Genomic DNA, 26,555 nt, shown 5'->3' on the forward strand with positions numbered 1-26,555 from the left:
TCCCACTGAGTGGGGGTTGGCAGGTACCGTCGAAGGCAACAGGCACTCGACCGGGCCTGGAGCGCGGTGGGCAACACTGGCACTCGAGGCCCGATCCAGAAGCCACACATCCAGACGTGCCCACGGGTACGTCGGAGGGGACAGAGGTCAGCGGTCATGGCGCGTATCGGTGACGGCGGGGACCTGTTGAAGTGCTCTTTCTGCGGAAAGAGCCAGAAGCAGGTGAAGAAACTCATCGCCGGCCCCGGCGTGTACATCTGCGACGAATGTATCGACCTCTGTAACGAGATCATCGAGGAGGAGCTCGCCGAGGCCGGCGACGTCAAGCTCGACGAGCTGCCCAAGCCGGCCGAGATCGACGACTTCCTCGACCAGTACGTGATTGGCCAGGACGAGGCCAAGCGAACCCTCGCCGTCGCCGTCTACAACCACTACAAGCGCATCCAGGCCGGTGACCGGGCCCGCCCCGAGGGCCGTGAGGGCCGCGACTCCCGCGAGGAGACCGTCGAGCTGGCCAAGTCCAACATCCTGTTGCTGGGTCCGACGGGGTGTGGGAAGACGTATCTGGCGCAGACGTTGGCGAAGTTGTTGAACGTTCCGTTCGCGATCGCGGATGCGACGGCGCTGACGGAGGCGGGGTATGTGGGTGAGGATGTGGAGAACATCCTGTTGAAGTTGATCCAGGCCGCTGATTATGACGTGAAGCGGGCGGAGACGGGGATCATCTATATCGACGAGGTGGACAAGATCGCGCGGAAGTCGGAGAATCCGTCGATCACGCGAGATGTGTCGGGTGAGGGTGTTCAGCAGGCGTTGTTGAAGATTCTGGAGGGGACGACGGCGTCGGTGCCGCCGCAGGGTGGTCGCAAGCACCCGCACCAGGAGTTCATCCAGATCGACACGACCAACGTCCTGTTCATCGTCGCCGGCGCGTTCGCGGGCCTCGAGAAGATCATCCAGGACCGGATCGGTAAGCGCGGCCTCGGCTTCGGCGCCGAGATCCGCTCGAAGGCCGAGATCGACACCGCCGACTTCTTCGCCGACACGATGCCCGAGGATCTGATCAAGTTCGGGCTGATCCCCGAGTTCATCGGCCGCCTGCCGGTCGTCGCCAGCGTGACGAACCTGGACAAGCCCTCGCTCGTGCAGATCCTCACCGCGCCGCGGAACGCCCTGGTCAAGCAGTACCAGAAGCTCTTCGAGATGGACGGCGTCGAGCTTGAGTTCACCGACACCGCCCTCGAGGCCGTCGCCGACCAGGCGATCCTCCGCGGCACGGGCGCCCGTGGCCTGCGCGCCATCATGGAGGAGGTCCTGCAGCCGGTGATGTACGACATCCCGAGCCGCAGCGACGTCGCCAAGGTCGTCATCACCGAGCAGACGGTCCGCGAGAACGTGAACCCGACGATCGTGGCCCGCCAGCCCTCCCGCCGCGAGCGTCGCGAGAAGTCCGCCTAGCCACCCGCCGGGCAATGCCGCCCTACGTGCTGCTCCTGCACGGCCACACCGTCGCCGGGCCCGAGCACTGGCAGAGCTGGCTCGCGGGTGAGCTCGCGAACGCCGGCGGAGTCGTCGACGTCCCGCAGCTGACCGACCCCGACCGACCCGACCTCGACGTCTGGCTGGCCGAGCTGTGCCACCACCTCGAGGCCGCCCCTCGCGACGGTGAGCGGGTCCTGCTCGCGCACTCCTGCGGCGCCCTGCTCTGGTTGCACCACGCCGCCCGGCTCGCCGACGACCGCGACGACCTGCGCTTCGACCGGGTCCTGCTGGTCGCACCGCCCGGGCCTCGCTGGACCCACCCCGACGTGCACGACTTCTCACCCGGGCCGCTGGACGCCGCCGGTGTGCGGCGTGCGGCGGGATGGACGCAGGTGGTCGTCGGGGACGACGACGGGGCGTGCTCGGTGAACGAGGCCGTGGAGATGGCGGCAGGGCTCAAGGTGGACCTCGACGTCGTCCCCGGCGGTGGGCACCTCGACCCGGCCGCCGGCTACGGACCCTGGCCGGCCGTCCGGGACTGGGTGGCGGACCGGCACGTCAGGATGGTCAGCAACCGGTGATCCGCTCCGCGTGGGTGTAGACGTTCATGCTCGACCCGCGTAGGAACCCGACCAGCGTGATCCCCTGCTCCTCGGCCAGCTCCGCGGCCAGCGAGGACGGCGCCGACACCGCCGCGAGAACCGGTATGCCGGCCATCGCCGCCTTCTGCACCAGCTCGAAGGACGCCCGGCCGGACACCATCAGCACCGATCCGGCCAGCGGCACGCGGCCCTCCAGCAGGGCCCAGCCGGTCGCCTTGTCCACGGCGTTGTGCCGGCCCACGTCCTCCCGCACGACCAGCGGCTCGCCCTCGGTGGTGAACACGCCGGCGGCGTGCAGCCCGCCGGTCGAGGAGAACACCCGCTGCCGCTCCCGCAGCAGGTCGGGCAGGGCGGTCAGCGTCTCCGGGGACACCACGCACCCGTCCGCCGCGGGGGAGAACCGCGTCTTCAGCTTCACCGCGTCGAGCGCCGCCTTGCCGCACACCCCACAGGACGAGGTCGTGTAGAAGTTGCGCTCGACGCCCGTGTCCGGGGGTTCGACCCCGGGCGCGAGGGCCACGTCGAGCACGTTGTAGGTGTTGCGACCCTCCTCGTCCACCCCGTCGCAGTAGCGCGCGGTGACCACATCGGCCGCGGCGCCGATCACGCCCTCGGTCAGCAGGAACCCGTGTGCGAGCTCCACGTCGTGACCGGGGGTGCGCATGGTGACCGCGAGGGCCCGCCCATCGACCCGGAGCTCCAGCGGCTCCTCCGCGGCGAGGCTGTCCTGCCGACGGCGGGTGGTGCCCTCCGCGAACCGCAGCACTGGCCGACGAACTGTCACCCTTCCCATGCATACAGCCTACACGCCCATAACAAGGAACCTTTAGCAAGAACTCTTGCTAAAGGGTTGTTGCTAAAGATAGGTTGATCCCATGGCCGACCCGTCTCCGCGCATCACCGACCCCAAGGCTCTGCGCGCGCTCGCCCACCCCCTCCGCTGGCAGCTGCTGGAGATCGTCGGCCGAGAGGGCACGGCGACCGCCACCCAGTGCGCGAAGGAGACCGGGGAGAGCGTCGCGAACTGCTCATACCACCTCAACCTGCTCGCGAAGTACCACCTCGTGGAGAAGGCCGAGGGCGGGCAGGGGCGGGAGAAGCCCTGGCGGGTTGTCAGCGGAATCTCCCTCGACTCGGTCGGCATGGACACCGACGGCACCCTCGCCGTGCGGGCCGCCTCGGGCGCCTTCCTCGACTACGAGCTCAACCAGATCCGGGAGCGCCATGCGGTCGAGCATCTCGAGCCGCCGGAGTGGCGCCACGCCGTGGGGGTGGAGAACGTCCACGACTACCTCACCGCCGAGGAGGTGCAGGAGCTGCGCGCCGCCGTCCGTGAGCTGATGGGGCGGTTCAGCGAGCGCCGGACCAGGCCGGAGCTGCGTCCCGAGGGCGCGCGGCCGGTGACCTTGCTGTTCTCGACAACGGTCGCCCCCCGCACCGACTGACCTCGAGTACCCCCAGCCAGACCCTTCACGGTCGCCACCCCGGCGGCCTGGTTCGCCCTGCCCGGAAAGGACTCGTCATGGACCCGTTCAGCTCCGAGATCATCGCCACCAGCCGTCGCGAGGAGCTCATGGCGGCCGCCGAGCAGGCCCGGCTGGCGGCGGCGGCCCGCAGGGGTGAGCAGCACCCGCCGCCGGAGCCGGCCCGCGGGGAGCGCCGACGTGCACGGGCGCGCCGAACTGCCACCAGCGACGACCTGGATCACGAAGCCCATCGACCGGGACGGTGCGGACGCGCCCGAGTAGCGTGATCGTGTGACGGAGCGCTACGACGTGGTGGTGGTCGGCGGCGGGCACAACGGCCTGGTCGCCGCCGCGTACCTGGCCCGTGCGGGCCGCAGCGTGCTCGTGCTGGAGCGGTTGGAGCGGGTTGGCGGCGCGGCGGTCAGCGCGAGCCCGTTCTCCGGAACTGGCGCCCGGCTGTCCCGCTACTCCTACCTGGTGAGCCTGCTGCCGCGGGCGATCGTGGACGACCTCGGGCTGCGGATCTCCCTGCGCTCGCGCCGGGTGTCCTCCTACACGCCGACCGTCCGGTCCGGCGTGCCGACCGGACTGCTGGTCGAGCGGGAGCCGGGGCCGGCCACCGCCGAGTCCTTCCGCGCGCTGACCGGCTCGGACGCCGAGTTCGAGCGCTGGTCGGCCTGGTACGACTCCCTGGCGGCCATGGCCCGGGCGGTGGCGCCGACCATGCTCGGTCCACTGCCCACCCGCGCCGAGCTGCGCTCGCTGGTGGTCGGGGCGGCCGGCGAGCGGGTGTGGCGGCAGGTGTTCGAACGCCCGCTCGGCGAGGCCGTCGAGGAGACGTTCGCCGACGACCTGGTCCGTGGGGTCGTCGCGACCGACGCGCTGATCGGCACGCACACCTCGCTGCGCGCACCGGACCTGCTGGCCAACCGGTGCTTCCTCTACCACCTCATCGGTGACGGCACCGGCGAGTGGCGGGTGCCGGTCGGCGGGATGGGGGCGGTCACCGCGGAGCTGGAGCGGGTGGCCCGCGCGGCCGGCGCGACCATCCGCACCGGTGCCACGGCCACCGCCGTCGCCGCTGACGGGGTGGAGGCGCAGGTCCGTTACGTCGCCGGCGAGCAGGAGCACACCGTCGCCGCCGGGACGGTCCTGTCCGGGGTGGCACCGGCGGTCCTGGACCGGTTGCGTGGTCGCGCGCCCGCTGCCCCGCGCGGCGCCCAGCTGAAGATCAACATCCTGCTGGACCGGCTGCCCCGGCTGCGCAGCGGCGTGGACCCGGAGCTGGCCTTCGCCGGCACGTTCCATCTCGACGAGTCCTACCAGGAGCTGGAGGACGCCTACCGGGCGAGCGCCGGTGGCACCGTGCCCGACCCGCTGCCCGGCGAGACGTACTGCCACACGCTGACCGACACCTCGATCGTGGACGCCGGCACCCACACGCTGACCCTGTTCGGCCTGCACCTGCCGGCCGACCTGTTCGAGGAGGACAACGCGGGCCTGCGCGAGACCCTCGTCGACCGGTACCTGGCGGGTCTCAACCGGCACCTGCGAGACCCGATCGAGGAGTGCCTGGCCACTGACGCCGACGGGCGCCCCTGCGTGGAGGCCCGCACGCCGCTGGATCTGGAGCGGGAGCTCGCGATGCCGGGCGGCCACATCTTCCACGGCGACCTGGCCTGGCCCCACGTCGAGGATGACGGCCCCGGCTGGGGTGTCGAGACCGACGTGCCCAACCTGCTGCTCTGCGGCAGCGGCGCCCGGCGCGGCGGTGGGGTCAGCGGGATCGGCGGGCACAACGCCGCGATGGCCGTGCTGGGCCGCTGACCAGAGGCGTCAGCCGACCAGCTGCGCCTTCACCTGCGCGAGGCTCGGGTTGGTCAGCGCGGTGCCGTTGGGGAAGTGGAGCGTGGGCACCGTCTGGTTGCCGCCGTTCACGCTCATCACGAACTCGGCCGCGCCCGGCGTGCGCTCGATGTCGACCTCGCGGTACTCGATGCCCTCGCGGTCCAGCTGCGACTTCAGCCGGCGGCAGTAGCCGCACCACGTGGTGGAGTACATCGTCAACGTGTCGGGCGCCTGGCTCATCTCAACTCCCTGGGAACGGTCGTCGTTGCCGGGGTCAACGTCCCAGAGCCGCGGAAAATGCCCGCCGGTTCAGGCAGAGCACCCGTCGGTGAACCGCACCGGGCTCGCCGGGTCGAAGTAGGAGGCGGGCTCGCGCGTGGTGTCCGGGGTCACCGCGCGCTCGCTCGTGGCCGGGGCCAGGTAGCCGCGGCGGTACTGCGCGCAGCCGATCGAGTAGGCGTAGCCCGTCGCATTGTCGTACCACAGGCCTCGGCTGCCCTCGGTCCACCGCTCCCCGGCACGCAGGACGTAGTCGACGTCCGCGCGGACGACGACGATCGTGTCCATGGCGTCCACCAGCCGCAGCGGCTGGGTCGGCTGGAACGCGTAGACGAACACGTAGTTCGTGTGCACGACGAGCTCCCCGGTGCCTCCCCGCGACACGGTCATCTCACCGCGGACCTTCGGCTCGGCCGGCAGCAGGGCGCTTCCTCCCGCCGCCAGGCTGACCAGCGACTGGACGTCCGGCTCGCGCCCGTCGAACAGCGGCTCGAGCTGGCGGCGCGCGTCGGGCGCGAGCAGGGAGAGGAACCGCGTGGGGTCGTGGTCGACCACGAGGGTCCGGTCCAGCCGGCTCGCCACCAGCACGTCGCGCACCTGGTCGAGCGCGTCCGCCACCTCGGAGGCGGTGAAGTCGCCGACCGGCTTCGCGGTCGGCGGGACGATCCCCTCCACCCCGTCGGCCCAGCCGGCGGCCGGGGTCGGCTCGAACGGCCGGTCCAGGTCGAGCATCGCCGGGTCCGTGGCCGGTGCCGCCTCGGCCGCGCCACCGCCGACGGCGGCTGTCTCGTCGTCGTTGAGCTCGGCGTCGAACGCGCCGGTCCGGACGAGGACGGCCACCACGGCAGCGGCCACCGCCACCACGAGCGCAGCGGCCAGCCAGCGCACCGGGTGACGCCGGCGGGTCCCGCGTGGCTGCCGGACGTCGGTGTCGGGCGCCCCTCGCGTCCGACCCGCCCACTCGGCGTCACCAGTCGCGGGATCCGCGGCTGAACGACGTGGGTTCACCGGCTCCCCAAAATCATCTGTGGTTGATCCTTTAACCAGGAAAAACTCATACCCTCTGGTGCTCAGCTCATCGATCGGACAGTTCGCCGCGTTAACAAGGTGGGACGTAGGGAACTCGAATGCGCGCCCTCCATCACGGTTCGTAGACTCTTCGAGGTGACTGACACCTCATCGCCGCAGACCACCGACCTACCACCGGCCTGGGAACCGGCCTCGGTAGAGGCGGAGCTGTACCAGCGGTGGGTCGACGCCGGCTACTTCACCTCGGATGCACGCAGCGAGAAGGCGCCGTTCTGCATCGTGTTGCCACCACCCAACGTGACCGGCAGCCTCCACATGGGACATGCTCTCGACCACACGCTGATGGACGCGCTGACCCGGCGCCGCCGCATGCAGGGGTACGAGGCGCTCTGGCAGCCCGGGATGGACCACGCCGGCATCGCCACCCAGAACGTCGTCGAGCGCGAGCTCGCCAACGAGGGCCTGACCAGGCACGACCTGGGTCGGGAGGCGTTCGTCGAGCGGGTCTGGGAGTGGAAGGCCGAGTACGGGGGCAAGATCCTCGGGCAGATGCGTCGGCTCGGCGACGGGGTCGACTGGTCGCGCGACCGGTTCACGATGGACGAGGGACTGTCCAAAGCGGTCCAGACCATCTTCAAGAAGCTCTACGAGAACGGCCTGGTCTACCGCGCCGAGCGGATCATCAACTGGTGCCCGCGGTGCCACACCGCGCTCTCCGACATCGAGGTCGAGCACTCCGAGGACGAGGGCGAGCTGGTCTCGATCCGGTACGGCGAGGGCGAGAGCTCCATCGTCGTGGCCACCACCCGGGCCGAGACGATGCTCGGCGACACCGCTGTCGCGGTCCACCCGGACGACGAGCGGTACGCCCACCTCGTCGGGACCGAGGTCGAGCTGCCGCTGACCGGCCGGATGATCCCGATCGTCGCGGACGGGCACGTCGACCCCACGTTCGGCACGGGTGCGGTGAAGGTCACGCCGGCCCACGACCCGAACGACTTCGAGATCGGCCAGCGGGCGTCCCTGCCGGCCATCACGATCATGGACGAGCGTGGTCTGATCACCGCGCACGGGCCGTTCGAGGGCCTGGACCGGTTCGAGGCCCGGCCCGCGGTCGTCGCCGCGCTGCGTGAGCAGGGCCGGATCGTCGCCGAGACGCGGCCGTACAAGCACTCGGTCGGGCACTGCTCCCGCTGCGACACGGTCGTCGAGCCCCGCCTGTCGCTGCAGTGGTTCGTTCGCGTCGCCCCGCTGGCGAAGGCGGCCGGCGACGCGGTGCGCGACGGTCGGACCACGATCCACCCGCCCGAGCTCGCGAAGCGGTACTTCGACTGGGTCGACAACATGCACGACTGGTGCATCTCGCGCCAGCTCTGGTGGGGTCACCGCATCCCGGTCTGGTACGGGCCCAACGACAAGGTCGTCTGCGTCGGACCGGACGAGGAGCCGCCGTCCGGCGAGGGGTGGACCCAGGACTCCGACGTGCTAGACACCTGGTTCTCCTCGGCGCTGTGGCCGTTCTCCACGCTCGGCTGGCCCGAGCAGACCCCGCACCTGGAGAAGTTCTATCCGAACAGCGTCCTGGTCACCGGCTACGACATCCTGTTCTTCTGGGTCGTGCGGATGATGATGTTCGGTCTGTACGCGATGGACGGTGTGCAGCCGTTCGACCACGTGTACCTGCACGGGCTCATCCGCGACGCGTCGGGCAAGAAGATGTCCAAGTCCCGTGGCAACGTCATCGATCCGCTGGACTGGCTCGACCGCTTCGGCGCGGACGCGACGCGCTTCACCCTGGCCCGCGGTGCCAACCCGGGTGGGGACATGGCACTGGCCGAGGACTGGGCGGCAGGTTCGCGCAACTTCGGCAACAAGCTGTGGAACGCCACCCGGTTCGCGCTGATGAACGGCGCGACCACGGCCCGGCCGGTGCCCGCCCGGGAGTCGCTCACCGAGGCCGACCGGTGGATCCTCGACCTCGCCGACGCCTTGGTGTCCGAGGTGGACAGACTGTATGAGGGCTACCAGTTCGCCAAGCTGTGCGACGCGCTCTACCACTTCACCTGGGACGAGCTCTGCGACTGGTACCTGGAGCTGGCCAAGGTGCAGCTGGCCGAGGGTGGGGACCGCGCCGAGTCGACGAGAGCGGTGCTCGGGCACGTGTTCGACCTGGTCCTGCGGCTGCTGCACCCGCTGGTCCCGTTCGTCACCGAGCGGCTGTGGACCACGCTCACCGGCGGGGAGTCCGTCGTCGTCGCGCCGTGGCCGACCGCCACCGGCGCACAGCCGGACGAGGCCGCCGGCCGGCACGTGGTCGCGGTGCAGAAGCTGGTCACCGAGATCCGCCGGTTCCGCTCGGACCAGGGCGTCAAGCCCGGGCAGCGGGTGCCGGCCCGGCTCTCCGGAGTGGACGGCGCGGGGCTGTCGGCCCTCGTTCCCGCGGTGAGCTCGCTGGCCAGGCTGGAGTCCCCGGTCGACGGGTTCGCGCCGAGCGCGTCGATCGAGGTCGCGCTCGCCGACGGCACGGTGACCGTGGAGCTGGATCTGTCCGGCACGGTGGACGTGGTCGCCGAGCGCAAGCGGCTGGCGAAGGACCTGGCCGCCGCGGAGAAGGAGCTGGCCGGCTGCGACGCGAAGCTGGGCAACCCCAACTTCACCGACAAGGCGCCGGCCGAGGTGGTCGCGAAGATCAAGGCGCGGCGGGAGATCGCCGAGGCCGACATCGAGCGGATCACCGCCCGGCTCGACGCGCTGCCCGCGGTCTGAGCGATGTCTGCTGTGGACGAGACGGCCTGGGAAGACCTGCTCCAGGTCGAGGCGGAGCTCAACACCCGCTGGCCCGAGACGAAGATCGAGCCGACGCTGAACCGGATCGGCATGCTGGTCGACCTGCTCGGCGACCCGCACCGGTCCTACCCGGCGCTGCACGTGGCCGGCACCAACGGCAAGACGTCGGTGACCCGGATGATCGACGCGCTGCTCACCCGGATCGGGCTCCGCACGGGGCGGTTCACCAGCCCGCACCTGCAGGTCGTGACCGAGCGGATCGCGCTCGACGGGGCGCCGATCTCACCCGAGCGCTACGTCGAGGTGTACCGGGACGTCGAGCCGTACGTGGCGATGGTCGACCGCGGCAACGAGGTCGCGATGAGCAAGTTCGAGGTGCTCACCGGGATGGCGTTCGCCGCGTTCGCCGACGCCCCGGTGGACGCGGCGGTGCTCGAGGTGGGTCTCGGCGGCACCTGGGACTCCACCAACGTCGCCGACGCCAGGGTCGCGGCCATCGCTCCGGTCGGGATCGACCACGTCGAGTACCTCGGCTCGGACATCGCCGGCATCGCGCGGGAGAAGGGCGGGGTGATCAAGCCGGGAGCGGTCGCGCTGCTCGCCGAGCAGCAGCCCGAGGCAGCGGCGGTGCTGCTCGCCCGCTGCGCGGAGGTGGGGGCGACCGTGGCCAGGGCCGGCCTCGAGTTCGGCGTGCTGCGCCGCGATGTGGCCGTCGGTGGGCAGATGCTGCGGCTGCAGGGCCTCGGTGGCGCCTACGACGACATCTTCCTTCCGCTGCACGGCCAGCACCAGGCGGCCAACGCCGCACTCGCGCTGGCCTCGGTCGAGGCGTTCTTCGGGGCCGGGGCGCAGCGGTCCCTGGACCTCGAGGCGGTCCGCGAGGGTTTCGCGTCGGTCGTCGTGCCGGGGCGGTTGGAGCGGGTCCGCTCCGCGCCGAGCGTGTTCGTCGACGCCGCGCACAACCCGCACGGCGCCCGGGCCCTCGCCGACGCCCTGGACAGCGAGTTCGGCTTCACCCGGCTGGTCGGCGTGGTCGGGGTGATGCGGGACAAGGACGCGGCGGGCATCCTCTCGGCGCTCGAGCCCGTGCTGCACGAGATCGTGGTCACCACCAACTCCTCCGAGCGCGCGATGGCGCCCGACGAGCTCGCCGACCTGGCCACCGAGGCGTTCGGCCCGGACCGGGTCAGCGTCGCCCCGCGGCTCGACGACGCGCTGGAGCTGGCCGTCGAGCTGGCCGAGGCCGAGGCGGATGCCCAGCTCTCCGGGGTCGGCGTGGTGGTCACCGGGTCGGTCGTGACCGCGGGCGAGGCCCGCGCGCTGTTCGGCAAGGAGCCGACGTGAGCGGCGACCGGCCGGTGGACCCGATGAGGTCCTTCACCGGGGTCGCGGCGGGCACGCTGCTGCTCGAGGTGATCGTCGTGCTGCTCTCGATGCCGGTGGTGGCCAACCTCGGCAGCGGGCTCGCCACCTGGCAGGGGGTGCTGGTCGGCACGCTGGCGCTGGCGTTGCTGCTGACCTGCGCGGTGCTGCGCAAGCCCTGGGGCCTCGGGCTCGCGGCCGGCCTGCAGGTGGTGATGATCGCGTGTTGGGTGGCCCTGCCCGCCCTCGGCGTGCTCGGGCTGGTGTTCGGCCTGGTGTGGGCGATCCTGCTGTGGATGCGCTGGGACGTCGCCCGCCGCATGGCCGAGGGCCGGCTGCCCGACCAGCAGGGCTGAGGCGCGGCCGGCGCGGGTGCGACTCCGGGAGTAGTGCCCGGGGTGCGGGAGGCAACCGCGGGACGACGACGGTGTCCCGAGGCCCGCCCTACGTTCTGGGCCGTCCGCCGAACGCGGCGGACGTGCATCGAGGACGGAGACAGAGCATGGGCAACACCAGGCGCACCAGGACGCTGGTCACCCTCACCGTCGCGGCGGTGGCCGCGGTCTCGGCATCGTTGCTGGCCGCCGCGGAGCCCGCGGCGGCCGGTGGCGGCGGGGACCGGGACCAGGCCCTCGCGGCCTTCGCCCGCATCCGGGACCGCCAGGCCGACGCCTGGTTCCGGGAGGACGGGCGGGCCTTCGCGGCGACGTTCACCCGGGAGGCCGACGTGGTCACCTTCAACGGGGACCACCTGCGCACCCGGGAGGGCATCGCCACCGGGATGCAGTACTACTTCGACACCTACATCGACCACACCCGGCTGCACACGCTCGACGAGCACGTGCGCTTCGCCGGCCCCGACCGCGCGGTCATCGTCCGGACCGGCTGCCAGCTGGTGCCGCCCTCGACGACCTGCCGGCCCGACTCGCTGTCCAGGAACACCAACGTGATGGTGCGCCAGCACGGCCGCTGGCTGCAGGACTCGTTCCAGAACACCCGGGTCGTCGCCCTGCCGCCGACTACCTGAGCGCGGCGCGTACGGCCTCGAGCGCCTCGCCCGGGTCGATGCCCAGTGCACGGGCGGTGGCCGCGTACTCGGCCGCCGCGTCGCGCAGGGCCACCCGGCTGCGGTCGCCGAGCGCGCTGACGAACGTCCCGGCCCGGCCCCGCGTCTCCACCATCCCGGCCTCTTCGAGCTCGCGGTAGGCCCTGGCCACGGTGTTGGTGGCCAGCCCGAGCTGGGTGGCGAGCGCGCGGACCGTCGGCAGCCGCGTGCCGACGGCGAGGGTCCGGTCGCTGATCTGGCGTGCGAGCTGGGCACGCACCTGTTCGAAGGGCGGTTGTGCTGACTCGGCGTCGATCGTGATCAGATCTGCGGGCACGACTTCACGGTAACCGGCGGGAGTGAGGGTGCCAGGGCGCGGCCGCGCAGTTCCGGTCGATGGGCTTGGTGATCCAGGTCGTCGCTGGCAAGGCGGAGGGCGGGCCTCGTACCGGGTTGTACTCGGCCTGTCCGACAACGCGGCCAGCGGCGGGCTGGGCGCGAAGACCGCGATCGAGGGCTGTGCGGACGTGCCCTAGGCTTCGGCCGCAGAAGCTTCCCGCTATGAAGGAGTGTCGTGAGCGAGCGTACGTTGGTCCTGGTCAAGCCGGATGGTGTGAGCCGTGGCCTGGTGGGCGAGGTCATCTCCAGGATCGAGCGCAAGGGCCTGACGCTGGCTGCCCTGGAGCTGCGGAACGTGGAGCGCTCGGTGGCCGAGCAGCACTACGCCGAGCACGAGGGCAAGCCGTTCTTCGAGTCCCTGCTCGAGTTCATCACCGGCGGCCCGCTGGTGGCGATGGTCGTCGAGGGGGAGAACGCGATCGCGGCCTTCCGCCAGCTCGCCGGCGCCACCAACCCGGTCCAGGCCGCCACCGGCAGCATCCGCGGCGACTACGCGGTCGAGGTGCAGTACAACATCGTGCACGGCTCGGACTCGCCGGAGTCGGCCAAGCGCGAGATCGACCTCTGGTTCCCCGGCCACTGACGCCGAGAACGTGGTAGCCCGTCCTGGCAGGAGCCCTTTCCGGGGGCCTGTCAGGACGCGGCCCGGTATGCCCGCAGGAACACCCGGGCACCCTCGACGACCAGGGGGTGCACCCGCTCGTCCCGGGTGAGGTCGGCCGCGCCGAGCCGGTTCAGCGCGACCCCGAAGGTCAGCGCGACGAAGTGGTCGGCGGCCAGGCGCGGGTCCGGGACCTCGAGCAGGCCGGCCCGCCCGAGCGCGGCGAACCGCGCGGCGACGGCCTCCTCGGGCGCGTTCGTGATCAGCTGGCTGTCCACCTGCGCCCCCCGCGGCCGGGAGTCGGCCAGCGCCAGCCGGGCGAGCGTGGCGTACTCCGCCGAGCCGAGCATCTCCGTCGAGATCCGCATCGCGAACGTGACCAGCGCGTCCTCCAGCTCCGCCGGCTCGGTCACCCCGGCGAGGGTCTCGTCCAGCGTGCGCTCGATCGTGGCCATCGTGGCCCGGCCGGCGGTGTCGACCACCGCCTGCAGCAGCGTCTGCTTGTCCCCGAAGTAGTCGTAGACCGTCCGCTTGGACACCCCGGCCCGCGCGGCGACCGCGTCGACGCTCGACCGGTCGAAGCCGACGCTGAGGAACAGCTCCCGAGCCGCCGTCAGGATGGCCGCGCGCTTCGGCGCCGAGCCCGCACGCAGGACCTTTCCGTCAGCCACCTCGTGATCGTATCCGAACTACACTGTACGGTGTAGTGTAGAAGTATCGACGAGGAAACGGGGTTCGTCATGAAGGTCCTGGTCTCCGGTGCGAGCGTCACCGGTCCGACGCTCGCGTACTGGCTGCGGCGCAACGGCGCCGAGGTCACTGTGGTGGAGAAGGCGCCGGCCATGCGCCTCGGCGGCTATCCCATCGACGTCCGGGGCACGGCGCTCGGGGTCCTGGAGCGCATGGGCGTGCTGGAGCGCGTGCGGGCCGCCCACATCCACACCCACACGCTGCGTTTCGTCGACGCCCGGGGCCGGAGCGTGGGGTCGCTGCGGCCCGAGGCGCTCACCGGCGGGGGCGACGGCCGCGACCTCGAGGTCCCGCGCGGGCACCTGGCCACGATCCTGCACGAGGCGGTGCGCGACGACGTCGAGTTCGTTTTCGGCGACTCCATCGCGGAGCTGAACCAGCACGACGACCGCGTCGAGGTGAGCTTCGCCGGGGGTGCGCGGCGGGAGTTCGACCTGGTCCTCGGCGCCGACGGGTTGCACTCGAACACCCGGCGCCTCGCGTTCGGGCCGGAGGAGCGCTACTCGCGCTACCTCGGGTACTGCTTCGCCGGGTTCACCCTGCCCAACGACCTCGGCCTTGCCCACGAGGGCGTCAACGGTGCCGCACCGGGGCGGATGGGGGTGCTGTACGCCCCCGGCTGCACCGACACCCTGCACGGCTTCCTGATGCTCGCCCGCCCGGAACCGCCGCTGGCCGAGCTGGACGACGTCGCCGCCCAGCGTGAGCTGATGGCCCGCGCGTTCGACGGCGACGGCTGGGAGATCCCCCGCCTGCTCGAGGCCATGCGCACGGCCGACGACGTCTTCTTCGACCTCGCCAGCCAGATCCACATGCCGAGCTGGTCGCGGGGCCGGGTGGCGCTGGCCGGTGACGCGGCCCACGCGCCCTCGTTCTTCTCCGGCCAGGGCACCAGCACCGCGCTGGTCGGCGCCTACGTGCTCGCCGGCGAACTCGCCCGCGCCGGCTCGTTCGCCGCCGGCTTCGCCTCCTACGAACGGACCATGCGCCCGTTCGTGCGGGTCAACCAGGCGCTCGCGGACACGGGTGGGAGCATGCTCGCGCCGGCCACGGCCAGCGGGCTGTGGCTGCGCAACCGGCTGCTCCGGGTGGCTCCGCTGCTCGTCCGGACCGGGCTGGTCGGCCGTTCGGCCCGCCGGGCCACGACGGCGCTGGACCTTCCCTCCTATGCGGCCTAGCGGCGAGCTGGGCGCGAAGACCGCGATCGAGGGCTGTGCGGACGTGCCCTAACTCGTTCGTCGACTGTCGGTGTCGGCATCTAGTCTGCGAACGTGGTTGACGACGGGGCACTGGTTCGGGCAAGGCAGCTGGTCAAGCGCTTCGGGGAGTTCGCGGCGGTGCGGGGGATCGACGTCGACGTCCGACGGGGCGAGGCGTTCGGCTTCCTCGGTCCCAACGGCGCCGGCAAGTCCTCGACCATGCGGATGGTGGGCTGTGTCTCCCCGCGCAGCGACGGCGAGCTCACCGTGCTCGGCATGGACCCCCAGCGGGACGGCCCGGCGATCCGCGCCCGCCTCGGGGTCGTGCCGCAGCAGGACAACCTCGACACCGAGCTGACCGTCCGGCAGAACCTGCATGTCTACGGGCGCTTCTTCGGGCTGTCCAAGGCGCACGTCCGGGCCAAGGCCACCGAGCTGCTGGACTTCGCCCAGCTCGGCGAGCGCGCCGACGACGAGGTCGAGCCGCTGTCCGGCGGCATGAAGCGGCGGCTGACCATCGCCCGCTCGCTGATCAACGACCCCGAGCTGCTGCTGCTCGACGAGCCGACGACCGGCCTGGACCCGCAGGCCCGCCACCTGCTGTGGGACCGGTTGTTCCGGCTCAAGCAGAGCGGCGTCACGCTGATCATCACCACCCACTACATGGACGAGGCGGAGCAGCTCTGCGACCGGCTCGTGGTGATGGACGGCGGCCGGATCGTGGCCGAGGGCAGCCCGGCGGAGCTGATCGGCCGCTACTCCACCCGCGAGGTGCTGGAGCTGCGCTTCCCGCCGGACGCGGCCGCTCCCGAGGTGGCGCTCGAGGGGCTCGCCGACCGGCTCGAGGTGCTGCCCGACCGCCTGCTCCTCTACGCCGCGGACGGCGAGGCGGTGCTGGCCGCCGCACACGCCAGGGGAGTGCAGCCGCTGTCCAGCCTGGTTCGTCGCAGCACCCTGGAGGACGTCTTCCTCCGCCTCACCGGCAGGACCCTGGTGGACTGATGACCACCGCGACAGCCACCAGCACCGGGCGGGTCGTCGGACCCGTGCGCGCCGCGCTGCTCGTGGTCGAGGCCATGTGGACCTGGTACCGGCGCAACTGGCGGGCGACCGTCGTCTCCAGCATCGTCCAGCCGGTGCTGTTCCTGCTGGCGCTCGGCTTCGGGTTCGGTTCTCAGGTCCAGCCGACCGAGGCCACCGGCGGGCTCGCCTACGTCGTGTACCTCGCCCCCGCGCTGCTCGTCGCCACCTCGGTGCAGATCGCGTCGTTCGAGTCCACGTATCCCATCCTCTCGGCCTTCAAGTGGCAGCAGACCTACTTCGCCATCGCCGCCTCGCCGATCACCCCCGCGCAGATCCTCGGCGGGCAGCTCACCTGGTTGGCCATCCGGCTGGCCGGGTCCGGCGCCGCCTACCTGCTGGTGGCCGCCGTCCTCGGCGCGCTCACCGGACCGGGTGTCGTCCTCACGTTGCTGGTCGCGGTGCTCACCGGCATGGCCTTCGCCGCCCCGGTCGCCGCCTACTCGGCGACGCTGGAGAGCGAGGGGCAGCAGTTCAGCGCGATCTTCCGGTTCATCGTGATGCCGATGACGCTGTTCGCCGGGGCGTTCTTCCCCGTCGAGCAGCTCCCGGCGTGGCTGCGGCCGATCGCCTGGTTCACCCCCGTCTGGCACGGCACCGAGCTCGGTCGCGACGCGGCGTTCGGCACGCTGTCCTGGTGGCCCGCGCTCGGGCACCTCACCTTCCTGGTGGTCCTGTTCCTCCTCGGCGCCCGCCTCGCGGCCCGCAACTTCCGACGGCGGTTGAGCTCATGACCGGCACCCTCGAACGCCCCGCTCCGCCGGGGCCCCGCGGTCTGCTCCTGCGGGTCCTGCCGACCGGCATGTACGCCGGTCGCGTCCGGGTCCTGGTCGAACGTTCGCTGCTGGTCAACCGGCGGGCCTGGCTCACGGTGGTGTCCGGGTTCTGCGAGCCGCTGTTCTACCTGTTCGCCATGGGGGTCGGCTTCGGTCGGCTGGTGGGTGAGGTGGCCGGTCCCACCGGCGAGCCCATGGACTACGTCGCCTACGTGGCGCCAGCGCTGCTCGCCGCGTCGGCCATGAACGGCGCGGTCTACGACGCCACATTCAACATCTTCTTCAAGTTCAAGTACGCCAAGCTCTACGACGCGATGCTGGCCACCCCACTCGGGCCGATCGACATCGCGGTCGGCGAGATCGCGTGGGCCCTGCTGCGCGGCGGCATGTACGCGTGCGGGTTCCTCGCGGTCATGCTCGGCATGGGGCTGATCACCTCGGCCTGGGCCCTGCTCGCGCTGCCCGCCGCGCTGTTCGTGGCGTTCGCCTTCGCCGCCGTCGGCATGGCCTGCACGACGTTCATGCGCTCCTGGCAGGACTTCGACCTGGTGCAGCTCGCGCTGATGCCGATGTTCCTGTTCTCCACCACGTTCTTCCCGCTGACCGTGTACCCGGACGTCGTGCAGGTCGCGGTGCGCTGCATGCCGCTCTACCACGCGATCGAGATCATGCGTGCGCTGTGCACCGGGTTCGTCGACGTGTCACTGCTCGGGCACCTGGCGTACTTCGCGGTCATGGTCGCCGTCGGTGTCACGGTCGCCGCGCGCCGGCTGGGCAGGCTGCTGCTGGGCTGAGGCCGCTCAGAACAGCGGTCCGGTGATCGTGAGGCCCAGCTCCTCGCCGTAGCCGGCGTAGAGGGCCAGGATCAGCAGCGCGCCGCCGGCCAGGGCCACGTCCTTCTGGAAGGAGATCATCTCCAGCTGCTTGGTCTGCGGGTCGGTCTCCTTCCAGAACGCGTGCATGAGCACCGCTGTCGGCACCAGGAACAGGACCAGCAGCAGCGCTCCGAGGTCCATCCACACCCCGAGCAGCACCATCAGGCCGCCGACGACGAGAAGTACGCCGCTTGCGACAGTGGCGAGCTTCGCCTGCGGTACGCCCTTGCTCGCGGCGTACCCGCTCATGGCGTCGGCCTGGGCGATGTGGGCGAAGCCGGAGCCGAGGAACAGCAGGACGAACAGGATGCGGCCGATGAGGGCGAGGACGTCCATGGAGGCCTCCCGGTGACGGGGAAGGTAGTCAAGGGTTCAACTGTCTCGCGCGGGAACATCCGGCGCAAGCGTGGCGCGGGCGGACCGGGGTTAGGCTTGGCGCATTATGGAGTCCGTTTTCGCCCGGCTCGAGCCGTTGCTGCCCAGGGTGTCCAAGCCGGTCCAGTACGTCGGCGGGGAGCTCAACTCGACAGTCAAGGACTGGGACGCCACGACCGTCCGGTGGGCCCTGATGTACCCGGACGCCTACGAGGTGGGCCTACCCAACCAGGGCGTCATGATCCTCTACGAGGTGCTCAACGAGCAGCCCGACGTGCTGGCAGAGCGCACCTACGCGGTCTGGCCCGACCTCGAGGCGCTGATGCGTGAGCACGGCGTGCCCCAGTTCACCGTCGACGGCCACCGCCCGGTCGGCGCGTTCGACCTGCTGGGCGTCAGCTTCGCCACCGAACTCGGCTACACGAACCTGCTGACCGCACTCGACCTCGCCGGGATCCCCCTGCGTTCCGCCGACCGCACCGAAGACCACCCGATCGTGGTCGCCGGCGGTCACGCCGCGTTCAACCCCGAGCCGATCGCTGACTTCGTCGACGCCGCCGTGCTCGGCGACGGCGAGGAGGCGGTGCTCGAGATCACCGACCTGGTCCGGGCCTGGAAGCTGGCCGGCTCCCCGGGCGGCCGCGACGAGATCCTGACCCGGCTCGCCGAGACCGGTGGCGTCTACGTCCCGCGCTTCTACGACGTCGGCTACCTCGACGACGGCGGGCTCGCGCCCGTGCGGCCCAACCGCGACCGGGTGCCCGAGCGGGTGGCCAAGCGCACCACGATGGACCTCGACGCGTGGCCCTACCCGAAGCAGCCGCTGGTGCCGCTCGCCGAGAGCGTGCACGAGCGGATGAGCGTGGAGATCTTCCGCGGCTGCACCCGCGGCTGCCGGTTCTGCCAGGCCGGGATGATCACCCGACCGGTGCGGGAGCGCTCGATCGAGGGAATCGGCGCGATGGTCCAGCGTGGGCTCGAGGCCAGCGGCTTCGAGGAGGTCGGCCTGCTGTCGTTGTCCAGTGCGGACCACTCGGAGATCGCCGACATCACCAAGGGCCTCGCCGACCGCTACGCTGGCACGAACACCGGCCTGTCGCTGCCGTCCACGCGGGTCGACGCGTTCAACATCGACCTCGCCAACGAGCTGTCCCGCAACGGCCGCCGTTCCGGGCTGACCTTCGCGCCCGAGGGCGGCAGTGAGCGGATCCGCCGCGTCATCAACAAGATGGTGTCGGAGGAGGATCTCATCCGGACGGTCAGCGCCGCGTACGCGGCCGGCTGGCGCCAGGTCAAGCTCTACTTCATGTGCGGGCTGCCGACCGAGACCGACGAGGACGTGCTGCAGATCGCCTCGATGGCCAAGGAGGTCATCCGGGCTGGGCGCGCGGCCAGCGGACGCAGGGACATCCGCTGCACGGTGTCGATCGGCGGCTTCGTTCCCAAACCGCACACCCCGTTCCAGTGGGCAGCCCAGTGCGACCCGGACACCGTGGACGACCGGCTGCGCAAGCTGCGCGAGGCGGTCAACAGCGACCGCGACCTCGGCCGCAACATCGGGATGCGTTACCACGACGGCAAACCCAGCCTGATCGAAGGCCTGCTGTCCCGGGGCGACCGTCGCGTCGGGAGGGTCGTCGAGCGGGTCTGGCGCGAGGGGGGCAGGTTCGACGGCTGGAGCGAGCACTTCTCCTTCGAGCGCTGGACGGCCGCCGCCGCGGCCGAGCTCGAGCCGCTCGGGGTGAGCCTCGCGTGGTTCACCACCCGGGAGCGCACCGAGGACGAGGTCCTGCCCTGGGACCACCTGGACTCGGGCCTGGACAAGGACTGGCTCTGGGAGGACTGGCAGGACGCGCTGGACGAGCGGGAGCTCGAGGACTGCCGCTGGACGCCGTGCTTCGACTGCGGTGTCTGCCCGGCGATGGGCACCGACATCGAGATCGGGCCGACCGGCCGCAAGCTGTTGCCGCTGACCCCGGTGTAGCCAAGCCCGCCCTACCTGGTCGGGAGCGCCGGGGTCCCCTGGGTGACCACGTCGTCGCCGGGGGTGTCGTCCTCGGCGCTCGCCGGCTCGTCGCCGGACCCGTTGCCCGCCGTGGCCATCGCCGGCGCGGCGTCCTCGCTGACCGCGGCCTCGGCGTCGACCAGACCGTGGCCGTAGAAGCCGTTGTAGGGCTCGTACCCCTCGCAGTAGGCGTCCTGGGCCCCGGTCTCGTCGAGGTCGTAGTCGGCGGGGCAGCCGATGGGCTCGGCCTGGTCGGTGAGCATCCGGGTGAGCTTCTGCGGTGACGCGTCGGGGTGCTCGGAGGCGAGCAGGGCCGCGACGCCCGTGACGTGGGGGGCCGCCATCGAGGTGCCGCAGTACCGCTCGTACCCGCCCGGGACCGTGGACAGCACGCAGCCGTCCTCCGGTCTGGTCGCCGACTCCGCGCCAGCCGGCTGGGAGATCTCCTTGGGCTCTCCGCCCGGCGCCGCGACGTCGATCACGCCGAGACCGTAGGCGCTGTAGCTGGCCTTGAGCTCGTTCTGGCCGACCGCGGACACGGCGACCACGCCACGAAGCCCGGCCGGGAGGACGCGACAGCTCGTGTCCAGCGTCCGCGGCTCCTCCGATTCGGAGGTGTCGGTCCGTCCACCCGGGGCGGACAGGTCGGTCGCCTCGTTGGTAGCCGCGGCGACCGTCAGCACGCCCTGGGTTGTGGCGTAGTCGACGGCTCGCCGCACGGCCTCGAACACGACCCGCTCGCTGCCCCGGTCACAGGTCATCAGCCATGGGTCGACGAAGTAGCTGTTGTTGGTGACGGCCATCTTCTTCGCGGTCGCCCACATCAGACCGCAGACGGCGTACTCGGGGAGGATGAAGCCCTCGTCGTCGACCACCTTCACCGAGGCGATCCGCACCCCGGGGGCGACGCCGGCGGTGCCGCGCCCGTCGTCGGCGGCCGCGATGGTGCCCGCGACGTGGGTGCCGTGCGCGGAGGCGGTGGGGATCCAGGCGTCGGGCGCCGTGTCGGGCACGCCGGACAGACAGCCCGCCGACAGCGACGGCGCGAGCGCGCCCCTGAGGTCCGGGTGGTGGGGGTCCACTCCGGAGTCGAGCACCCCGACGACGACGTCCCGGTCGCCCCGGCTGATCGCCCGGGCGGTGTCCGCCCCGATCATCGCCATGTCCCACTGCTCGCTCGTGCGGTCCACGGCGGGCACGGCAGCGGCGTTCTCGGTGACCCTGGCCCCGGACGACTCCGTCTCGTCGTCGTCCTCGTCCTGGTCGTCGGCCTGCCGCTCCTCGACTACCCGCTGGGCGGAGAAGGCGCGGTCCGGGCCGAGCCGCTGGTCGAACCGCTGGTCGGTCGAGGTCGCCACGGCGACCGCGATCTGCGGGTAGTACCCGGTCAGCGTGCCGCAGGCGGCCGCGATCTCGGCCGCCGCGCTCCGGTGGGTGGTGCCGCCGTCGAACAGCACCAGGTAGCGCAGTTCGGGCTGGCTGCTCGAGCACACGGGCGGCGTGTCGGGTGTCTGCGCACTCGCGACCGCCCCGGCCGTGGCCAGGTTGCTCGCGAGCATCACGGCGCTTACCGCTGCCACCGGAATTCGGCGCAGCAGAGGCACGGGTGAACCTCCAGTTGTCGGGCCGGCCGGTTCGGGGGGGTTCCGGCAGTCCAATGTCCGCCGACGGTAACTACCCACACCGCGACCAGACAAGCGCAACGCTCCAATTGGACCTGGGGGTACCGTGCCAGCAGGTGGGCGCGAACACCACCGGAGTAGGCAGGGACCACCAGAAGGAGTAACGCTGAGCAGGCAGGACCGCCCCAACCCATCGGCCCCCGCGGCACAGCGGCTGCGGCTGCGCTACGCCAAGCGCGGACGGCTGCGGTTCACCTCACACCGCGACGTCGCCCGCGCCTTCGAACGCGCCCTGCGCAGGGCGCGCGTGCCCATGGCGTACTCGCAGGGGTTCAACCCGCACCCGAAGATCTCCTGGATCGGCGCGGCGCCGACCGGGGTGGCCAGTGAGGCCGAGTACGTCGAGATCGCGGTCGTCACGCCGGTCGAGCCGACCGAGCTGGTGGCCGTGCTCGACGCGGCCATGCCACCCGGGCTCGACCTGCTGGAGGCGGTCGTCGCGGACGGGAGCGGCAGCCTCGCCGACCGGGTTGAGGCGAGCCGGTGGCGGATAGAGCTGGACGGCGTGTCGGCCGAGCTGTTGGGCGAGGCGGTGGCCCGGCTGCTGGCCGCGTCGGTCGTCGAGGTCGAGCGGCTGACCAAGCACGGGATGCGCACGATCGATGCCAGGGCGGCCGTGGTAAGCGCCACTGTCCACGCGGACGTCCCCGGCGAGCCGCGACCCTCCGGGGGCCCGTGTGGGATACTCGACGTGGTTGTGCGGCAGACAACGCCCGCCGTGCGACCGGACGACGTGCTGAGTGCGCTCCGTGTCGTCGCTGGTCTGGAACCGCCGGTGCCCGCGAAGGCGACCCGGATGGCCCAGGGACAGCTCGACGACAGCGGAGGACTGGCCGACCCGTTGGCCCAGGACAGGGCCGTTCGCCAGGGCTGACATCCGGTCCGGCGCTCGGGGAGCCGACTCGGCGTGGCGTTGCACTGACCTGCCGTGACCGGCCGGCGAGCTCGCTCGGCGACCACACGGCGAGAGGCGAGGATTCCCGCCGCCTCGCGGCGGAACGACAACACGCCTCACCGTCGGAGCACGGTGAGGCCAGACGACGAGGCCCCTGCGCGGCCGCGTCCGACAGCGCCGGTGCTCAGGCATCGCCGCGGTGGGACCGCGCCCGGGGGCGAAGGAGCTACATGTCGGATACGACGACGCCTGCCGGAGACTCCGGCGGGGATACGCCCACATCCATCTCAGCCGCACTGGCCGAGTTGCCCGCACGGTTGCGGATCCACGCGCTGGCCAAGCTGCTCGGCCGCAGCAGTCGCGAGGTGCTGAACGCGGTCACCGAGCTGGGCGCCGACGGGCGGAGCGTTCAGTCCAGCATCGACCGGGAGACCGCGCTGCGGGTCGCCGAGTCGTTCGGCCTGACCGTGGCCGAGCCTTCCGCCGCGCCGCCGGCCCCCGCCGGCCCCACTGCTTCCGGCGCCCCCACTGCTTCCGGTGCTCCCGCTGCTTCCGGCGCCCCCGCTGGCTCCGGCGCCCCCGCCGGCCCGAGTGCGCCGGCCGCTTCCGCCGGGCCGGCCGACTCCGCCGCGTCGTCGGCGCCGCCCAGGCGCGTGGTCCCGCCCACCCCGGTGTTCGCCTCGGCGTCGCCGCTGTTCCTGCCGCCCGAGCCGGCGGCAGCCCCGCCGCCGCGCAAGCCCGAGCCGCGGATCGAGACCCGGGTCGATGACGAGCCCGAGCCGCTCGAGCCGGCCGACGACGTCCCGGACGATGAGACCGCCGAGGACGACGACTCGCGTCCGCGCCGTCGCCGCGGTCGCCGCGGCCGAGGCCGGGGCAAGGGCGGGGCGGACGAGCTGGGCGAGGACGGCATCGACGACGAGCCGGTCGAGCCGGCCGCGGACAAGGTCGCGGACAAGCAGGAGAAGTCCGACAAGCCGGAGAGCAGGCGCCGGAGCCGGACCAGGGCCGACAAGGTCGAGAAGGCCGAGGAGCCCGAGGAGCCCGCCGACGACGAGCAGTCGGCCGAGGACGAGACCGACGCCCAGACCCGTCGCCGTCGCAGGCGTCGCCGGCGCAAGGGCGGCGGGGACGACGAGAGCGGCCTGACCGAGGACGATCCGCCGAACACCGTCGTGCACGTGCGTGAGGCGCGTGACGACAAGGAGAAGGACAAGGGCGAGTCCGACGGCCGCGACGAGGTGCGCAGCGTGCGCGGCTCGACGCGGCTGGAGGCCAAGCGCCAGCGCCGCCGGGACGGCCGCGAGGCCGGGCGGCGGAGGGCGCCGATCCTGTCCGAGGCCGAGTTCCTGGCCCGCCGGGAGTCGGTCGACCGCGCCATGGTGGTGCGCGAGCGGGGCGACCGGATCCAGATCGGGGTGCTCGAGGACGGCGTGCTGGTCGAGCACTTCGTGACCTCGTCGGGCACCGGGTCGCTGGTCGGCAACGTCTACCTGGGGCGCGTGCAGAACGTGCTGCCCTCGATGGAGGCGGCGTTCGTCGACATCGGCCGCGGCCGCAACGCGGTGCTCTACGCCGGTGAGGTCGACTGGGACGCCGCCGGCCTGGAGGGCAAGGCCCGCCGGATCGAGCAGGCCCTCTCGACGGGCGACAGCGTGCTCGTGCAGGTCACCAAGGACCCGGTCGGTCACAAGGGCGCGCGGCTGACCACGCAGATCTCGCTGCCCGGCCGGTTCCTGGTCTACGTGCCCGGCGGCGGCGCCACCGGCATCTCCCGGAAGCTGCCCGAGAACGAGCGGCGCCGGTTGAAGGACGTGCTCAAGCGGGTTGTCCCCGAGGACGCCGGCGTGATCATCCGGACGGCCTCGGAGGGCATCAGCGAGGAGGAGCTGGCTCGCGACGTGCGCCGGCTCCAGGCGCAGTGGCAGGTGATCCAGGACAAGACGCAGGGCAGCAACGGCGTGCGCAGGGTGAACGCGCCGGCGTTGGTGTACGAGGAGCCGGACCTGCTGGTGAAGGTCGTGCGCGACCTGTTCACCGAGGACTTCTCGGCGCTGGTGGTCGAGGGCTCCGGGGCGTGGGAGACGGTGGACGCCTACGTCCGGCACGTCGCGCCGGAGCTGGCGGACCGGGTGCGCCGGCACGTGGGGACGACCGACGTGTTCGCGGAGTACCGGATCGACGAGCAGCTGCTCAAGGCGCTGGACCGCAAGGTGTGGCTGCCGTCGGGCGGGTACCTGGTCATCGACCGCACCGAGGCGATGACCGTCATCGACGTGAACACCGGGAAGTTCACCGGATCGGGTGGAAACCTCGAGGAGACGGTCACCAGGAACAACCTGGAGTCCGCCGAGGAGATCGTCCGCCAGCTACGGCTGAGGGACATCGGCGGCATCATCGTGATCGACTTCATCGACATGGTGCTGGAGTCCAACCGGGACCTGGTGCTCCGGCGGCTGACCGAGTGCCTCGGCCGGGACCGCACGCGGCACCAAGTGGCGGAGGTGACCTCGCTCGGGCTGGTGCAGATGACCCGCAAGCGGGTGGGGACGGGTCTGCTCGAGGCGTTCGGCACCACCTGTGAGCACTGCAAGGGCCGTGGGGTGCTGATCTCGACCGACTCGGTCGGCAAGTCCTCTGGCGGCGGTGGCAACGGCCACGCCGGCACTCACCAGCACGGCGGCCGCCGCTCCCGCGGAGGCCGAGGCGAGGACGCGGCAGCCAAGGAAGCCGCCAAGGAAGCCGCCGCCAAGGAAGCGGCGGCCAAGGACGCCTCCGCGAAGGAGGCGGCGAAGGCCGTCCGCGACATCGCCGCGGCGACGACCGCCGCCGTCGCCCCGAAGTCCGCCGGTTCCGACAGCCTGTCCACCCTCTCCGGCGACTCCCCCCAGGCCACCTCGCCCGATGCCGGTTCGCCCATGGCCGTGGGAGCTTCCGCCGGCAGTTCGGTCGACTCGTCGCCGGGTTCCGGCGCGTCCGCCCCGGTGCCTGCTGGTGCCGGTTCGGCTGACTCCTCGGCACTGGCCGGGGCTGGTGCTGGCGGATCGTTCGCGGCGGCAACGTCGTCGTCCGGCCTGACCGGCGCCGGCACGCCGTCTCCTGATCCGGCGACGGCCACCTCGACGGTCGGCAGCGGGGCAGGTGATGCTGGCTCGTCCTTCGGTTCGAGGGGCGGTGGTGCTGGGCTGGCGGCCTCGTCTGTCGACGCGGCGGGCGACAGCGGTGATGTCGCCTCCACCGGACAGATCGGCGGCAGCCGACGCCGTTCGCGGTCCGGCAGGAGCGGCTCGCGGGACGCGGCCAGGCAGGGTGCCGAGGTAGGTACGGCCAGCAGCTCCGCCGTAGGCGACACCCCCGGCCAGGAGACCGCCGGCCAGGGCACGCTCGGAGGGGACACGCTCGGCCAGGGCACCGCCGGCCAGGGCACCGCCGGCCAGGATGCCCTCGGCCAGGACGCCTTCGGCCAGGGCACCGCCGGCCGGGACACGCTCGGCCAGGACACCGCCGGGACCGACCTCGTCGGCGGCGGGATCTACTCGGACTCCGCTGGTGCCGCGGTCGCGGACGACCCGTTCGTGCCGGCACAGGCCGAGTCGGTTCCCTCCAGGACCCGCCGTCGGTCGAGTCGGAGCGCGGGGCAGCCGAGCGTCACCGCCGCGCAGGCGGGGAGCACGGCCGCGGCCGCCACGCACCCGACCGCTCCGGCGGGCGAGCCGGGCGCCTCGAGCGTCCTCGACGGCTCCGCGTCGGCAGCGTCCGGTGACCCGGCGAGCGGTTCGGATCCGGCTGGCGAGGCAGGGTCGGACCACACCAACGGGCACGGACCGGGCGTGGAGCAGGCCGCGGGGTCCACGGGAGCCGACAGCGCGGGCGGTGCGGCGGCCGGGGTGCCGGCGGTGACCCCGCCGGCCAGGCGCCCGGTGCGCCGCGGTGCGTCCCGCCCGGCTGGCCCTCCGGCCGGCGCCACGCACGACGGCTGACCCCGGTTTGACCCTCATTTCGATGGCCACGTAATCTG

24 protein-coding genes are annotated in these 26,555 nt (G+C 71.9%); 17 read left to right on the forward strand and 7 right to left on the reverse strand.

The window, feature by feature from the left end; translation table 11 throughout:
• Positions 1–156: 156 nt before the first annotated feature.
• Positions 157–1,458: an ATP-dependent Clp protease ATP-binding subunit ClpX gene (gene clpX / locus BU204_RS15465; RefSeq protein WP_075126378.1), complete on the forward strand. Its 1,302-nt coding sequence runs from the start codon at positions 157–159 to the stop codon at positions 1,456–1,458.
• Between the two features lie 14 nt (positions 1,459–1,472).
• Positions 1,473–2,063 carry an RBBP9/YdeN family alpha/beta hydrolase gene (locus BU204_RS15470; RefSeq protein ID WP_075126379.1) on the forward strand — a complete coding sequence of 197 codons (591 nt, stop codon included), beginning with the start codon at positions 1,473–1,475 and terminating at the stop codon, positions 2,061–2,063.
• Here BU204_RS15470 and fdhD read toward each other — a convergent pair.
• On the reverse strand, positions 2,050–2,877 hold the full coding sequence (fdhD, locus tag BU204_RS15475) for a formate dehydrogenase accessory sulfurtransferase FdhD (RefSeq protein ID WP_075126380.1): 828 nt from the start codon (positions 2,875–2,877) through the stop codon (positions 2,050–2,052). The two genes, BU204_RS15470 and fdhD, sit on opposite strands and share 14 nt — an antisense overlap.
• 82 nt (positions 2,878–2,959) lie before the next feature.
• Between fdhD and BU204_RS15480 the strand changes: the two genes are divergently transcribed.
• The 3 genes from BU204_RS15480 (at position 2,960) to BU204_RS15490 (ending at position 5,377) form a co-directional block, all read left to right on the forward strand.
• Positions 2,960–3,529, forward strand: a complete 570-nt coding sequence (locus BU204_RS15480; protein ID WP_075126381.1) for an ArsR/SmtB family transcription factor — start codon at positions 2,960–2,962, stop codon at positions 3,527–3,529.
• A gap of 77 nt (positions 3,530–3,606) precedes the next feature.
• Positions 3,607–3,837, forward strand: a complete 231-nt coding sequence (locus BU204_RS15485) for a hypothetical protein (protein ID WP_075126382.1) — start codon at positions 3,607–3,609, stop codon at positions 3,835–3,837.
• Positions 3,838–3,841: 4 nt separating this feature from the next.
• Positions 3,842–5,377: a phytoene desaturase family protein gene (locus BU204_RS15490; protein WP_075126383.1), complete on the forward strand. Its 1,536-nt coding sequence runs from the start codon at positions 3,842–3,844 to the stop codon at positions 5,375–5,377.
• 9 nt (positions 5,378–5,386) lie between these two features.
• On the opposite strand, the gene BU204_RS15495 is transcribed toward BU204_RS15490, so the two are convergent.
• Both BU204_RS15495 and BU204_RS15500 read right to left on the reverse strand, forming a co-directional pair.
• Entirely contained in the window at positions 5,387–5,638 is a 252-nt protein-coding gene (locus tag BU204_RS15495) for a mycoredoxin (RefSeq protein ID WP_075126384.1), read from the reverse strand.
• A 69-nt stretch (positions 5,639–5,707) separates the two neighbouring features.
• Positions 5,708–6,565, reverse strand: coding sequence for a hypothetical protein (locus tag BU204_RS15500; RefSeq protein WP_075126385.1), 858 nt, complete (start codon positions 6,563–6,565; stop codon positions 5,708–5,710).
• A 276-nt stretch (positions 6,566–6,841) separates the two neighbouring features.
• Here BU204_RS15500 and BU204_RS15505 point away from each other — a divergent pair, with 276 nt between their 5' ends.
• The 4 genes from BU204_RS15505 (at position 6,842) to BU204_RS15520 (ending at position 11,882) form a co-directional block, all read left to right on the forward strand.
• Positions 6,842–9,472 (forward strand): valine--tRNA ligase, encoded by a 2,631-nt coding sequence (locus tag BU204_RS15505; RefSeq protein WP_075126386.1) that lies wholly within the window; start codon positions 6,842–6,844, stop codon positions 9,470–9,472.
• Positions 9,473–9,475: 3 nt separating this feature from the next.
• Positions 9,476–10,837: a bifunctional tetrahydrofolate synthase/dihydrofolate synthase gene (gene folC, locus BU204_RS15510; RefSeq protein ID WP_075126387.1), complete on the forward strand. Its 1,362-nt coding sequence runs from the start codon at positions 9,476–9,478 to the stop codon at positions 10,835–10,837.
• Complete coding sequence (locus BU204_RS15515) at positions 10,834–11,211, forward strand: DUF4233 domain-containing protein (RefSeq protein ID WP_233160348.1); 378 nt, start codon at positions 10,834–10,836, stop codon at positions 11,209–11,211. The genes folC and BU204_RS15515 overlap by 4 nt, the downstream gene beginning before the upstream one ends.
• A gap of 146 nt (positions 11,212–11,357) precedes the next feature.
• Positions 11,358–11,882, forward strand: a complete 525-nt coding sequence (locus BU204_RS15520) for an SgcJ/EcaC family oxidoreductase (protein WP_083661345.1) — start codon at positions 11,358–11,360, stop codon at positions 11,880–11,882.
• Here BU204_RS15520 and BU204_RS15525 read toward each other — a convergent pair.
• On the reverse strand, positions 11,875–12,237 hold the full coding sequence (locus tag BU204_RS15525) for a GntR family transcriptional regulator (protein WP_408608011.1): 363 nt from the start codon (positions 12,235–12,237) through the stop codon (positions 11,875–11,877). The two genes, BU204_RS15520 and BU204_RS15525, sit on opposite strands and share 8 nt — an antisense overlap.
• 237 nt (positions 12,238–12,474) lie before the next feature.
• Between BU204_RS15525 and ndk the strand changes: the two genes are divergently transcribed.
• A complete protein-coding gene (gene ndk, locus BU204_RS15530) occupies positions 12,475–12,882 on the forward strand; it encodes a nucleoside-diphosphate kinase (RefSeq protein ID WP_075126388.1) in 408 nt (135 codons plus the stop codon).
• 50 nt (positions 12,883–12,932) lie between these two features.
• Here ndk and BU204_RS15535 read toward each other — a convergent pair whose 3' ends face one another.
• Positions 12,933–13,571, reverse strand: a complete 639-nt coding sequence (locus BU204_RS15535) for a TetR/AcrR family transcriptional regulator (protein ID WP_075126389.1) — start codon at positions 13,569–13,571, stop codon at positions 12,933–12,935.
• Positions 13,572–13,640: 69 nt separating this feature from the next.
• Between BU204_RS15535 and BU204_RS15540 the strand changes: the two genes are divergently transcribed.
• The 4 genes from BU204_RS15540 to BU204_RS15555 all read left to right on the forward strand — a co-directional run bounded on the left by BU204_RS15540 (position 13,641) and on the right by BU204_RS15555 (position 17,499).
• Positions 13,641–14,828: an FAD-dependent monooxygenase gene (locus tag BU204_RS15540; RefSeq protein WP_075126390.1), complete on the forward strand. Its 1,188-nt coding sequence runs from the start codon at positions 13,641–13,643 to the stop codon at positions 14,826–14,828.
• A gap of 93 nt (positions 14,829–14,921) precedes the next feature.
• Entirely contained in the window at positions 14,922–15,851 is a 930-nt protein-coding gene (locus BU204_RS15545; protein WP_075126391.1) for an ABC transporter ATP-binding protein, read from the forward strand.
• Positions 15,851–16,663, forward strand: a complete 813-nt coding sequence (locus BU204_RS15550) for an ABC transporter permease (protein ID WP_075126392.1) — start codon at positions 15,851–15,853, stop codon at positions 16,661–16,663. Before BU204_RS15545 ends, BU204_RS15550 begins: the two co-directional genes overlap by 1 nt.
• Positions 16,660–17,499 carry an ABC transporter permease gene (locus tag BU204_RS15555; RefSeq protein ID WP_075126393.1) on the forward strand — a complete coding sequence of 280 codons (840 nt, stop codon included), beginning with the start codon at positions 16,660–16,662 and terminating at the stop codon, positions 17,497–17,499. Before BU204_RS15550 ends, BU204_RS15555 begins: the two co-directional genes overlap by 4 nt.
• 6 nt (positions 17,500–17,505) lie before the next feature.
• On the opposite strand, the gene BU204_RS15560 is transcribed toward BU204_RS15555, so the two are convergent.
• On the reverse strand, positions 17,506–17,916 hold the full coding sequence (locus tag BU204_RS15560) for a DoxX family protein (protein WP_075126394.1): 411 nt from the start codon (positions 17,914–17,916) through the stop codon (positions 17,506–17,508).
• Positions 17,917–18,022: 106 nt separating this feature from the next.
• Between BU204_RS15560 and BU204_RS15565 the strand changes: the two genes are divergently transcribed.
• Positions 18,023–19,939: a TIGR03960 family B12-binding radical SAM protein gene (locus tag BU204_RS15565; RefSeq protein ID WP_075126395.1), complete on the forward strand. Its 1,917-nt coding sequence runs from the start codon at positions 18,023–18,025 to the stop codon at positions 19,937–19,939.
• Positions 19,940–19,950: 11 nt separating this feature from the next.
• Here BU204_RS15565 and BU204_RS15570 read toward each other — a convergent pair whose 3' ends face one another.
• Entirely contained in the window at positions 19,951–21,519 is a 1,569-nt protein-coding gene (locus BU204_RS15570; protein ID WP_083661351.1) for a S8 family peptidase, read from the reverse strand.
• Positions 21,520–21,802: 283 nt separating this feature from the next.
• Between BU204_RS15570 and BU204_RS15575 the strand changes: the two genes are divergently transcribed.
• Both BU204_RS15575 and BU204_RS15580 read left to right on the forward strand, forming a co-directional pair.
• Positions 21,803–22,516 carry a TIGR03936 family radical SAM-associated protein gene (locus BU204_RS15575; RefSeq protein ID WP_143229532.1) on the forward strand — a complete coding sequence of 238 codons (714 nt, stop codon included), beginning with the start codon at positions 21,803–21,805 and terminating at the stop codon, positions 22,514–22,516.
• Positions 22,517–22,842: 326 nt separating this feature from the next.
• Positions 22,843–26,517, forward strand: coding sequence for an Rne/Rng family ribonuclease (locus tag BU204_RS15580; protein ID WP_456297886.1), 3,675 nt, complete (start codon positions 22,843–22,845; stop codon positions 26,515–26,517).
• The last annotated feature ends 38 nt before the right edge of the window (positions 26,518–26,555 follow it).

Source organism: Actinophytocola xanthii (assembly GCF_001921205.1).
Classification (GTDB): Bacteria; Actinomycetota; Actinomycetes; order Mycobacteriales; family Pseudonocardiaceae; genus Actinophytocola; species Actinophytocola xanthii.

Excerpts from the sequence above, each read along its gene's own strand:
- BU204_RS15520 (WP_083661345.1), top strand. The coding sequence starts at position 11,358 with ATGGGCAACACCAGGCGCACCAGGACGCTGGTCACCCTCACCGTCGCG.
- BU204_RS15480 (WP_075126381.1), top strand. The coding sequence starts at position 2,960 with ATGGCCGACCCGTCTCCGCGCATCACCGACCCCAAGGCTCTGCGCGCG.
- BU204_RS15495 (WP_075126384.1), bottom strand. The coding sequence starts at position 5,638 with ATGAGCCAGGCGCCCGACACGTTGACGATGTACTCCACCACGTGGTGC.
- BU204_RS15540 (WP_075126390.1), top strand. The coding sequence starts at position 13,641 with ATGAAGGTCCTGGTCTCCGGTGCGAGCGTCACCGGTCCGACGCTCGCG.
- clpX (WP_075126378.1), top strand. The coding sequence starts at position 157 with ATGGCGCGTATCGGTGACGGCGGGGACCTGTTGAAGTGCTCTTTCTGC.
- BU204_RS15560 (WP_075126394.1), bottom strand. The coding sequence starts at position 17,916 with ATGGACGTCCTCGCCCTCATCGGCCGCATCCTGTTCGTCCTGCTGTTC.
- BU204_RS15565 (WP_075126395.1), top strand. The coding sequence starts at position 18,023 with ATGGAGTCCGTTTTCGCCCGGCTCGAGCCGTTGCTGCCCAGGGTGTCC.
- BU204_RS15570 (WP_083661351.1), bottom strand. The coding sequence starts at position 21,519 with ATGCTCGCGAGCAACCTGGCCACGGCCGGGGCGGTCGCGAGTGCGCAG.
- BU204_RS15555 (WP_075126393.1), top strand. The coding sequence starts at position 16,660 with ATGACCGGCACCCTCGAACGCCCCGCTCCGCCGGGGCCCCGCGGTCTG.
- BU204_RS15485 (WP_075126382.1), top strand. The coding sequence starts at position 3,607 with ATGGACCCGTTCAGCTCCGAGATCATCGCCACCAGCCGTCGCGAGGAG.
- fdhD (WP_075126380.1), bottom strand. The coding sequence starts at position 2,877 with ATGGGAAGGGTGACAGTTCGTCGGCCAGTGCTGCGGTTCGCGGAGGGC.
- BU204_RS15550 (WP_075126392.1), top strand. The coding sequence starts at position 15,851 with ATGACCACCGCGACAGCCACCAGCACCGGGCGGGTCGTCGGACCCGTG.
- folC (WP_075126387.1), top strand. The coding sequence starts at position 9,476 with ATGTCTGCTGTGGACGAGACGGCCTGGGAAGACCTGCTCCAGGTCGAG.
- BU204_RS15470 (WP_075126379.1), top strand. The coding sequence starts at position 1,473 with ATGCCGCCCTACGTGCTGCTCCTGCACGGCCACACCGTCGCCGGGCCC.